At 63.9% G+C, this 10,799-nt stretch carries 10 protein-coding genes and 1 pseudogene; 5 read left to right on the forward strand and 6 right to left on the reverse strand.

Features of this window, described 5'->3' with window-relative positions; all coding sequences use genetic code 11:
- Positions 1-22: 22 nt before the first annotated feature.
- From C5N93_RS07785 to C5N93_RS07795, 3 genes are read left to right on the forward strand one after another with little or no spacing between them, the layout of a single operon-like run.
- Complete coding sequence (locus C5N93_RS07785; RefSeq protein WP_242558841.1) at positions 23-865, forward strand: protein-glutamate O-methyltransferase CheR; 843 nt, start codon at positions 23-25, stop codon at positions 863-865.
- Positions 849-1,376: a chemotaxis protein CheD gene (locus C5N93_RS07790; protein ID WP_069344049.1), complete on the forward strand. Its 528-nt coding sequence runs from the start codon at positions 849-851 to the stop codon at positions 1,374-1,376. The genes C5N93_RS07785 and C5N93_RS07790 overlap by 17 nt, the downstream gene beginning before the upstream one ends.
- Entirely contained in the window at positions 1,373-3,208 is a 1,836-nt protein-coding gene (locus C5N93_RS07795) for a chemotaxis protein CheW (RefSeq protein ID WP_242558842.1), read from the forward strand. Before C5N93_RS07790 ends, C5N93_RS07795 begins: the two co-directional genes overlap by 4 nt.
- 148 nt (positions 3,209-3,356) lie before the next feature.
- On the opposite strand, the gene C5N93_RS07800 is transcribed toward C5N93_RS07795, so the two are convergent.
- The 5 genes from C5N93_RS07800 to C5N93_RS07820 all read right to left on the reverse strand — a co-directional run bounded on the left by C5N93_RS07800 (position 3,357) and on the right by C5N93_RS07820 (position 8,576).
- The gene (locus C5N93_RS07800) at positions 3,357-4,034 is read right to left on the reverse strand and encodes a hypothetical protein (RefSeq protein ID WP_242558843.1); all 678 of its coding nucleotides are present in this window, start codon (positions 4,032-4,034) and stop codon (positions 3,357-3,359) included.
- Positions 4,035-4,235: 201 nt separating this feature from the next.
- On the reverse strand, positions 4,236-5,417 hold the full coding sequence (locus C5N93_RS07805) for a patatin-like phospholipase family protein (protein WP_069344047.1): 1,182 nt from the start codon (positions 5,415-5,417) through the stop codon (positions 4,236-4,238).
- Positions 5,418-5,596: 179 nt separating this feature from the next.
- The gene (locus tag C5N93_RS07810; protein WP_150722393.1) at positions 5,597-6,394 is read right to left on the reverse strand and encodes a 3-hydroxybutyrate dehydrogenase; all 798 of its coding nucleotides are present in this window, start codon (positions 6,392-6,394) and stop codon (positions 5,597-5,599) included.
- 166 nt (positions 6,395-6,560) lie between these two features.
- Positions 6,561-8,228, reverse strand: coding sequence for an energy-dependent translational throttle protein EttA (gene ettA / locus C5N93_RS07815; RefSeq protein WP_069344045.1), 1,668 nt, complete (start codon positions 8,226-8,228; stop codon positions 6,561-6,563).
- A gap of 66 nt (positions 8,229-8,294) precedes the next feature.
- Complete coding sequence (locus tag C5N93_RS07820; protein WP_242558851.1) at positions 8,295-8,576, reverse strand: 2Fe-2S iron-sulfur cluster-binding protein; 282 nt, start codon at positions 8,574-8,576, stop codon at positions 8,295-8,297.
- A gap of 182 nt (positions 8,577-8,758) precedes the next feature.
- Here C5N93_RS07820 and C5N93_RS07825 point away from each other — a divergent pair, with 182 nt between their 5' ends.
- Positions 8,759-9,145 (forward strand): nucleotide pyrophosphohydrolase, encoded by a 387-nt coding sequence (locus C5N93_RS07825; RefSeq protein WP_242558844.1) that lies wholly within the window; start codon positions 8,759-8,761, stop codon positions 9,143-9,145.
- Positions 9,146-9,439: 294 nt separating this feature from the next.
- The gene (locus C5N93_RS07830; RefSeq protein ID WP_242558852.1) at positions 9,440-10,654 is read left to right on the forward strand and encodes a metallophosphoesterase; all 1,215 of its coding nucleotides are present in this window, start codon (positions 9,440-9,442) and stop codon (positions 10,652-10,654) included.
- Here C5N93_RS07830 and C5N93_RS07835 read toward each other — a convergent pair.
- Positions 10,583-10,799, reverse strand: a pseudogene (locus tag C5N93_RS07835) (metallophosphoesterase); the annotation flags it as partial. The gene C5N93_RS07830 and the pseudogene C5N93_RS07835 sit on opposite strands and share 72 nt — an antisense overlap.

A 10,799-nucleotide genomic window follows, 5' to 3' on the forward strand; every position in this document is an offset into this window, starting at 1 on the left:
ACGTCCGCCTGGAGAGCCCGATATGGAAATCGAAGCTGAAGCCGACGCCGTGACCCAGCAAGCACTCCTGCGCGCGGTGCACCGGCATACCGGCATCTCGATGAACGAGAAGAAGTGGACGATGTTGCAGGGCCGCCTGCGCCCGCGCCTGCGCACGCTGTCGCTGCGTTGCTATCGCGACTACCTGGCCCTGCTCGAGAGCACGCCTGACGAGGTGCGCAATTTCGTGAATCTCGTCACGACGAACGAGACCACGTTCTTTCGCACGCCGCGCGTGTGGGACTACTTCGCCCAGCATTTCCTGCCGCGCTGGCAGGCGGCGAACCCCGGCCGCACCTTCCGGATGTGGTCGGCCGCAGCATCGTCGGGGGAAGAGTCCTACTCGGCGGCGATGATCTGCGAGGAATTCCGCACGCGCCACGCGGGCTTCCAGTATCAGATCCACGCGACGGACATTTCGAGTCAGGTGCTGGCCGTGGCAATGGCCGGCAACTATGGCGGGCGCAGCATCGACGGTCTCAAGCAGCAGCGCCCCGCCATGCTCGCGAAGTACTTCCGTCCGAGCGCCGGCGGCTTCACCGTGGCCCCTGAGCTACGCGCGCACATCACGTTTGCGGAACACAACCTGTACCAGCGGCTGGCGCGTCGCGAGACGTTCGACCTCGTCATGCTGCGCAACGTGCTGATCTATTTCGAGGCAGGCGATCAGGAACGCGTGCTGGAAAACGTACGAGGCACGCTTGCCCCCGAAGGCGTGCTGATCGTCGGCGAATCGGAGTCGCTCTCGCGGCTCTCGACCGGCTATCAGTTCGAGCAACCGCTCATTTACCGCAATCAGGGGGCATCGAATGGGGCAGTCGCATGACATTCAGGTGTTGATGGGCGAGGTGCGCATCGGGCGCGGCGAAGACGTGCTGCGCGCGACGCTCGGCTCGTGCGTCGGTATCGGGCTGATGTGGCGCTCGCGCGGCCTCTACGGACTTGCGCATTGCCTGTTGCCCGAAGCGCCGAACCCCACGCTCGCTATCGGCGCGAAATACGTGACGCAGGCGGTGCCGTCGTTGCTCGCGCTGATGAAAGCCGACGGGGCGCGTCGCAGCGAAATCGAGGCCGTGATTGCGGGCGGCGGCAACATGATGCCGCACCAGCCACCGGCCAAACATGGCTTGATCGGCGTCGCCAATGCCAAGATGGCACAGGCGCTGATCGCCGAGACAGGCATACCGATCGTGCACGTCGAAGTGGGCGGTGAAGTCGGCCGGCAACTGACGATCGACTGCGCGCATCACGCGTTCGTGGTGCGCACCATCGGTTCCAACGGGGGCGCTGCGGTACCGCGTCGCCCCGCGCTCAGACTCGTGGGACGCGAATCATGAATGCACGGACACCGGGCTTTCCATTTTTGCATCGCGACGCCATCGCCGGCACGACGGTCCTGCCGCCGACGATATCGCCCTATCAGGGATATCAGGGTTTGAAGGGCTATGGGGCGGGCTATGGGTCACTGCCCGGCGTGACGATGCGTGTCGGGCAAACGCCAGATGCCCCGGATGTGTCGGATGTGTCGGATGTTGCGGATGTGCCGCCATACGACGCACACCCGGCAGACGAAGTGCCCACGGCAGCGCTGACGCCACCGCTCGCCATACCCGCGTCACCCAAACCCGCGCCGGCGCGCGCCGACGATGTCGAAGTCTTCGGCTCGTTTCATCTGGGCGACGTGGAGTTCGCGCTGCCGATTGCGGCGTTGCAGGAGGTGGTGAACTACCCGGCGCGCATCACGCCGGTGCCGCTCTCACCGGCGTTTCTGCTGGGCCTGTTCAATCTGCGCGGCACGCTCATCCCGATCGTCGATCTGAAACCGTTACTTGCCATTGCCGGGGACGGGATGGGCAAGGCGACGCCCGTCACGGAGAAGATCGCCATCGTCGATGTCGAGGGCGTGCGGGTGGGCTTGTTATTCGACAGCACGAGCGAGATTCTGCGCGTGCGGGCATCGCAACGCACGGGCTTCGAATACGATGCGTCGCACACGGCGCCGCAGGTGGTCTCCGGCGCGATCAAGCTCGACGGTGGCGATCGGATCTTGCAGATACTGGCCCCGGCTGCGCTCGTGCGCATCGAGAACATGCCGCAGTTGCTCGCGCGTCAGGCGCTCACCGCGCCGCAGCGCCGCCAGCAGCGTCAGCGGTTGCAATGCGTGTCGTTCACCGTCGAGCATTCGCATCTCGCGTTGCCGATGGGGGCGATTCGCGAAATCATCCGCATTCCCGACTTGCAGAATTCGGCGCTGGCGAGTGTGTTTTGCGTCGGCATGCTGAATCTGCGCGGCACCGTCGTGCCGGTCATCGACTTCGCGCACTTTCTGGGGTTGCAGGCGAGTCGTCCGGAGGCGGAGATTGCGGGCACGGCGTCCGATCCGCGCCGTATCCTGATCGTCAAACAGGAGGACGTGCATTTCGGCTTGCTGGTGGACGCGGTGGACAGCATCGTCACGTATTTCGCTGACGAGTTGCTGGCGATGCCTTCGTTCAGCGCGTCGCATGCGCAACTGTTCTCAGGGTGCATCGCGCGAGAGCAGGCGAACGACATCGTGTTGCTCAACGCGGATGAACTCTTCACGCATTCGCAGGTGCTCGAACTCACGCGTGGGCATCGCGAGCTGTATCGCGAGACGGATCCGGCGCAACGCGCGAAGGCGGGCGACGGTGCGTGGCGGGGAGCGAAGTCGTCGCGCGGCACGCGGCACGCTTATGTGTCGTTCCGTCTGCAACACATGCTTGCGGTGCGTCTCGATCAGTTGCGCGAGATCATCCACGATTCGGCGGAGGTGATGCCTGCGCCGGGGGCGCCGGCGTTCGTGCGCGGCATGCTCAATCTGCGGCGCGAGTTGGTGACGATCGTCGATCTGCGTGCGCTTTACGGCATGCCGGCGCAGGACGACGCGCAAACGCGCAAGATTCTCGTCATCGAGCACGGCAAGGACAAGTTCGGGCTACTGGTCGACGCCATCGAAAACATCGTGACGCTGGACGAGGCGGACAAGTTGCCGGTGCCGGCCCTGCTGCTCGGACGCGCCACGCACGAGATGCGCAACGACATGCGCGAGGCGGTGGAGTTGCCGACGGCGGACGGTGCAGCGCGCACGGCCATGCTGCTCGACCTCCAACCGCTCAAGATGCGTCTGGAAGCCGCGCTGGCGCAGTGAGCGAGGACCGAATCAAAGAAGGACCGGTGGATCGCGAGCGCCGGTAGCAGGGCCCTGCGGCGTGTCGGGGGGCACGCCGCAGGGGTAGTATGGAAACCCGTGTGATACCGGATCCATTCGACCGCGTTCCCCCGGGCTCCCGCATCCCTTACCTCACCCCCGATCCAAATGTCGCCTGCGCTTGCTCCCAGCGTTGCCATGTTTGAGGAAAGCGATCGATGGGCTTCAGCCATTCAAGAAGTCGCGGGTTGAGCCAACCAATCACCTCCACGCCCGTCGTGTATTGTTCGTCCACGGCGGGGCCAAGCCATAGCAAGGGTTCATGATGAAACGCTCGGTTTCGCAAATCGCGCACCTGAGCCAACGCTTTCGAAATCGTGTCGCGTTTACGAATTTTCTTGGGACATCTCGGAAATGCGTGGCGAAGCGCTCCCCAAAGATTTCCCTGAAAACGCGCATTGAAGAGCGACGTCCAGAAACCGAAACTCAACTCGGCAACCAGCTTGTCCGGGGTTTGCGGCTCACCACGACGTCTCAGATCTTCTTTGGCTTTGGCGATGCGTTCGGTTTGCCAAAGGAAGCTTCCGTCGTCGAGCCACCGCCTCGTATTCCACCACGCCGCATCGCCAAACACCTCCATCAAACGGGCGTGGACGCTGTTACGCAGCGTTATCTCAAGCACATTCAACGAAGGCAGCAACGCTTCGGCAATCTGCAAATTATGCGGATAGGCCGCGGCTGCCCGCTTCGTATCTCCCTTGCAGGCGATCGTGTAACGCCTCAACCGCGGCGACGAAAAACAAACTTCCAGTTCACTCCACTCCATGCAGCAACTACGGACCTCGTATCTCTGAGACATAGGCAAACGAGTATACTGGCGTCGCTGCCCTAAGTTTTCCTCTCCCAGCCTCCATACTGGTGACGACACTAGGTAGGTATCCGGCCTCACCCGTGTGAGGCCACCCGAATTTAAAAAACCCGCTTGCGCGGGTTTTTTGTTTTCGGGACTGTCCCAAGGAATTGGACGTCAGATCACTTCCTGACGATGGATGTCGTGCGTGACGAAGCCACGCGCGTCGCTGGGCATCGCCAGCCAGTCGGGATTCGCGAGCGTGCGGCGCATGTCGTCCAGACCGCTCGCCCAATGGTCGAGCATCGTCGCCAGACCGAACTGGTAATCCTTGTAGTGACCCTCGTATTCCTTGTTGCGGTAGATCAGCTGGATGACGTTGTACCGCTTGCTGCACGCAATCTCTTCCGCCGCGTGACACCACGGATCGCGCGCACGCACGTCCGCCGGCACCCGATCAAGCACTTCGCGCAACACCCGACGATAGTGCTGCGCGCGCTGAAGGTTGTCCGTCACCAGACGCGTGCGGCTCGAAAACTGAATGTCTTTCTGCCGTCCTGCAACGTCGTTCAGATTGTCCGGCAGCGGACCGCGTGCGCTCCACAAGTCGACCTGAAAGGCGAGCGTGTCGCGTCGCGGCGACGTGCCCAACACCTCCGAGAGCGGCGTGTTCGACACGAGACCGCCATCCCAGAAATACTGCCCGTCGATCTCCACCGCAGGGAACCCCGGCGGCAACGCGCCCGACGCCATGAAGTGCTCCGCGCGCAACCGCTCACGCGTGTTGTCGAAGTACACGAAGTTGCCCGTATGCACGTTCACCGCACCGACCGACACGCGAATCTCGCGCGAGTTGATCCGGTCGAAGTCAGCAAACCGCTCCAGCGTGCCGCGCAATGCCGAGGTGTCGTAATAGCTCGCATGCGCCGGGTCGCCCATGGCGGTGGGCAACGGCTGCGGCCAGCGCGGCGTAAAGAATCCCTTCTGCCCCTCGACGAGCGCGCGCCATGCTTGCCAGGCGCTGTAGGCGATGCGTCCCGACTCCGGACCGTTGAGGATCGCCGCCTCGAACGGCGCAGGCAACGGCGGAAAAACACCCGGCTCACAGATCGTGCGCCAGAAGGCTTCGAGCTGCGCCACCCGACGCTCCGGCGCATTACCCGCGATGATCGCCGTATTGAGCGCGCCGATGGAAATGCCCGCAATCCAGTTCGGCGCAATGCCCGCCTCGTACAACCCGGCATAAACGCCCGCCTGATAAGCCCCGAGCGCACCGCCGCCCTGCAAGACGAGCGCCACCGTCTCGTACGGCGGCAGATCGATGGCGCGTTTGGGGACTTTCGGGGGGTTGGCCGTCATGACCGTTCTCCTGAAGCGTGCTGCTTGAACTGGAATTGCTGAAAACGTCCCCGTCGGCGATACCTGCGGTCATACGGCAATACGACAATACGCACCATATGACCGCGCCGGGGACGATGGATCAGTGAATCGACGGATCGGTGGTCCGACGAATCGCCGTATACCGGATGTCGCCCGGCTTACTGCATGAACCACCCGTGGCTCACCACGAACGACTGCCCCGTGAACGCGGCCGTCGGGAACGTGGCGAGGAAGAGCGCGGTCTGCGCCACATCGTCGACCGTGGTGAACACCCCGTCGACCGTGCCGCCGAGCATGACCTTCTTGATGACCTCGTCTTCCGAAATTCCCAGCTCCTTCGCCTGCTCGGGAATCTGTTTGTCGACGAGCGGCGTGCGCACGAAGCCCGGGCAGATGACATGCGAGCGCACATTGTGCTTCGCGCCTTCCTTGGCCAGCACGCGAGCCAGCCCGAGCAGCGCATGCTTGGCGGCGACATAGGCCGACTTCAGCGGCGACGCCTCATGCGAGTGCACCGACCCCATGTAGATGACGATGCCGCCACGGTCGTCCTTGTACATGTGCTTGAGCGCCGCCTTGGTCGTGAGGAATGCGCCGTCCACGTGAATCGCCTGCATCTTCTTCCAGTCGGAGAACGCATAGTTCTCGATGGGATTGACGATCTGAATGCCCGCGTTCGAAATCAGGATGTCGATCGAGCCGAACGTCTGCGCCACGCGGTCAATGCCGCTGTTCACCGCTTCTTCGTTGGTGACGTCCATCGCCACGCCGATCGCCTTGCCACCGGCTGCCTTGATCTCCTCAGCCACGGCGTCGGCACCCTGCTGATTCAGATCGGCGATGGCAATGGCCGCGCCGGCGCGTGCCAGCGTCAACGCGATCTCCTTGCCGATGCCGCTGGCAGCGCCCGTCACCACGGCGACTTTCCCATTCAACTGATTCACTGACTGGCTCATTTGCACACTCCTGATTCGTCAAAATGGCGGGCCGTGCGGCACGCAGGCGCACACGCGCGACTCGTCGAACACTGGCTGATACCGGCCGGACACCCGCCATGCATGACACCGGCGAGTCCTGCCGCTGCACAAACAGAAAAGGCGCCTTGCGGCGCCTTTTCCTGCATTACCGCGCGATCGGCTTGTAGCGGATTCGCTTCGGTTTTGCTGCCTCCTCGCCGAGGCGTTTCTTCTTGTCCGCCTCGTACTCCTGATAGTTGCCCGGGAAGAACTCGACGTGCGAGTCGCCTTCGAAGGCCAGAATATGCGTAGCGATACGATCGAGGAACCAGCGATCGTGCGAGATGACCATCACACAACCGGCGAACTCGAGCAGCGCGTCCTCGAGTGCACGCAGGGTTTCGACGTCCAGATCGTTCGAGGGTTCATCGAGCAGCAACACGTTGCCGCCGGAGATCAGCGTCTTGGCCATGTGCAGACGACCGCGCTCACCACCGGAGAGCGAACCGACCTGCTTCTGCTGGTCCGAACCCTTGAAGTTGAAGCGACCGATGTAGGCGCGCGACGGCGTTTCGTACTTGCCCACCGTCAGCACATCAGCGCCGCCCGAAATCTCTTCGAACACTGTCTTGGTGCCGTCGAGTGCATCGCGGCTCTGGTCAACGTAAGCCATCTTGACCGTCGGGCCGACCTTGATTTCGCCGCTGTCCGGCTGCTCGCGTCCCGTGAGCATCTTGAAGAAAGTCGACTTACCGGCGCCGTTCGGGCCGATGATGCCGACGATGGCGCCCGGCGGCACCTGGAAGCTCAGATCGTCGATCAGCAGACGATCGCCGAACGCCTTCGACACGTTCTTGAACTCGACGACTTCGTTACCCAGACGCTCACCCACCGGGATGAAGATTTCCTGGGTCTCGTTGCGCTTCTGGTATTCCTGGCTGTTCAGTTCGTCGAAACGGGCGAGACGCGCCTTCGACTTCGCCTGACGGCCCTTCGGGTTCTGACGCACCCACTCCAGTTCCTTCTTGAGTGCCTTCTGACGCGCCGATTCGCTCGATTCTTCCTGCTTCAGGCGCTGTTCCTTCTGGTCGAGCCACGAGCTGTAGTTGCCCTTCCAGGGAATGCCATGACCGCGGTCGAGTTCGAGAATCCACTCGGCGGCGTTATCGAGGAAGTAGCGATCGTGGGTGACGGCGACGACCGTGCCCGGGAAACGCGTGAGGAACTGTTCGAGCCAGTCGACGGATTCGGCGTCCAGGTGGTTGGTCGGCTCGTCGAGCAGAAGCATGTCCGGCTTCGAGAGCAGCAGACGCGCGAGCGCCACACGACGCTTTTCACCCCCGGAGAGCACGCCGATCTTGGTGTCCCATGCCGGCAGACGCAGCGCATCGGCAGCGACTTCCAGCGTCTGCTCGATGTTGTTGCCGTCGCTCGCGGCCAGAATGGCTTCGTACTTGGCCTGCTCGGCTGCCAGCGCGTCGAAGTCGGCGTCCGGCTCGGCGTAAGCGGCATAGATTTCATCGAGCTTCGTGCGGGCTTCCATGATCTCGCCCATGCCGCCTTCGACGGCCTCGCGCACGGTCTGCTCGGCGTCGAGCTGCGGCTCCTGCGGCAGATAACCGATGTTCAGGTTCGACATCGGGATCGCTTCACCCTCGATCTCCTTGTCGACGCCCGCCATGATCTTGAGCAGCGTCGATTTCCCCGAGCCGTTCAGGCCCAGCACGCCGATCTTGGCGCCGGGGAAGAACGACAGGGAGATGTCCTTGAGGATGTGACGCTTGGGCGGCACGATCTTGCCCACGCGGTTCATGCTGAATACGTACTGTGCCATTCGGCTTTCCTGATCCTGAAACGGTTATGACGGCTCACGGGCGAGCGCCAGATAGCGGCAAGTTTATCAAAGCGCAGCACGCACAGCATCGGGCGCGTCGATGACGAGGTCGTGGCTCGCGTATGCGCAGCACGGCAGCAGCCAACCGTCCGCCTTTTCGTCGCGTGACAGGCCCGGCCACTCGATCCGGTACGTCACCGGCGCGCTCGCACCGCCGGTCTGCGCCTGACACAGGCAAGCGCGGCACGTGCCGTTACGACACAGGCTCGGCAGCTTGATGCCTGCGGCCAGCGCGGCGAGCAGAATCGGCACGTCTGCCGGGGCGTCGAACTGCCAGCCGGACGGCATGAGCGTGACGCGCCAGCGCCGGGCGTCGCCGGCATCGGCAGGCGCCCCGGAGGGCGGCACGGCTTGGGGATTGGCGGAAAAAGAACGATCCAAAGGATGAACGAGGCTGCGGTGATCGAAACGCTACACGGCGCGACGCGCGCCAACGCGCTACCATACCCCACTTCCGAGTTCTGAATCCCATGTCCACAGCACCCAAGGATCCAAGCCCGTCCGAGGTCGACGCAGCCGCCAGCCCCGTCGCCCGTCTTATCGATACCACCGGGCTCGAAGCCGAGTTGCACGCCTTCGCCGACGCGCGCGACTGGCATCGTCACCACACGCCCAAGAACCTCGCGATGGCGCTGTCGGTCGAAGTCGCGGAGCTGGTCGAGATCTTCCAGTGGCATACGGATGCGCAAGCCAAGGCCGTCATGCAGACGGACGAGGCGCGGCACGTCGAGCAGGAGCTCGCCGACATCGCCATGTACCTCGTGCGTCTGTCCACGGTCCTCGGCGTCGACCTCAATCGCGCCGTGGCCGACAAGCTCGTAATGAACGCACAGAAGTATCCGGCGCCAAAAGCATGAGGACGTACGGACGTTAGCAGAAGACAGCCGACGTCATCCGCCGTCGCGCACCGCCGACCGGGGACCCGCGCCGACGGCCACGCCCATTCGGCGAATTCCGCGAATGGCGTGCCGCCCCTCTTGCAATCGGGCGTGGCGCCCGCATAACGGCGAGAGTCCGCCCCCGAATTCTGATCCGACAACGCTATGTCCCAATCTTCCGAAGCTTCGCAGGCCGCACAGACACCGCCCGGTGCGGGTCACGCGCACGGCAAGCCGTCGAAGCGCACACTGCCCGCGCGCCCGCGCTGGCTGATGCTCGCCATCATCGCGCTGCTGCACGCCTACATCGGCTGGCGACTGCTCACGCCGCTGCCCGTCGCCATCGGCTGGAAGGTGCTCGGCGGGCTATGGCTCGTCGCGTCGACCGTGCTGATTCCGTTGGGCCTCATGAGCCGCGCCATCCAGAAAGAGCCGCTCGCCACCCTGCTCACGTGGACGGGCATGACGGCCATCGGCGTTTTTTCGTCGCTCTTCGTGCTTACGTTGCTGCGCGACGTCGTGCTCGGCGTGGCAATGGCGCTCTCCATGCTCGACGCGCAGCTCGTCACCCGCTCGGCCGTGATCGTGCTGATCCTCACGGCCGCCTCGACCCTGCTGGGCTTCTATAACGCCCGACGGCTGGCGCGCGTGGTCGAGATCGACATTCCCATTGCCGATCTGCCGCCCGAACTGGGCGGGTTCACCATCGTGCAGTTGAGCGACATTCACGTGAGTTCGACGATCCGGCGGCGTTACATCGAAGCCATCGTCGAAGCGTCGAACGCCCTCAAGCCCGATCTCGTCGCGATCACGGGCGATCTGGTCGATGGCGGCGTGCCCGCGTTGCGCGACCACATCGCGCCGCTCGGCCAGCTCGCTTCGCGTCATGGCACGTACGTCTGCACGGGCAACCACGAGTACTACTCGGGGGCGCCCGCCTGGGTCGCGGAATTGCGCCGCATCGGCCTGACCGTCCTCGAAAACGAGCATGTCGTGCTCGAACACGAAGGCGCCTCGCTGACGATCGCCGGGGTGACGGACTTCACCGCCCATCACTTCGACGAAGCCAAGCGCAGCGATCCCGTGGCGGCCGTGGCCGGCGCACCGGAAGGCGTGCCGCGCGTGCTGCTCGCGCATCAACCGCGCAGCGCGCCGGCTGCACAGGCGGCGGGCTTCGACCTGCAATTGTCCGGACACACGCATGGCGGACAATTCTGGCCGTGGATGTACTTCGTCCCGCTGCAACAGCCGTTTGTGCACGGTCTGCACCGGCTGGAGCAACTGGCCATCTATGTGAGCCGGGGCACCGGGTACTGGGGACCGCCGAAACGTTTCGGCGCGCCGGCGGGAATCAAGCGGATCCGGCGCGTGCCGGGCCCGCCGGGCCAGGCAGGGAGCGAAGAGGTGTCTAGAGACTCAATCGCGTCCTGCCTCGCCCGGGGTGCCCGCCACGCGCCGGATACGCGTTTTTTCCGCCGGCGCGCCTAAACGTTTCGCCGGTCCCCAGTACCCGGTGCCCCGGCTCACATAGATGGCCAGTTGCTCCAGCCGGTGCAGACCGTGCACAAACGGCTGTTGCAGCGGGACGAAGTACATCCACGGCCAGAATTGTCCGCCATGCGTGTGTCCGGAC

The organism is Pandoraea sp. LA3, from assembly GCF_022696215.1.
Taxonomy (GTDB): Bacteria; Pseudomonadota; Gammaproteobacteria; order Burkholderiales; family Burkholderiaceae; genus Pandoraea; species Pandoraea capi.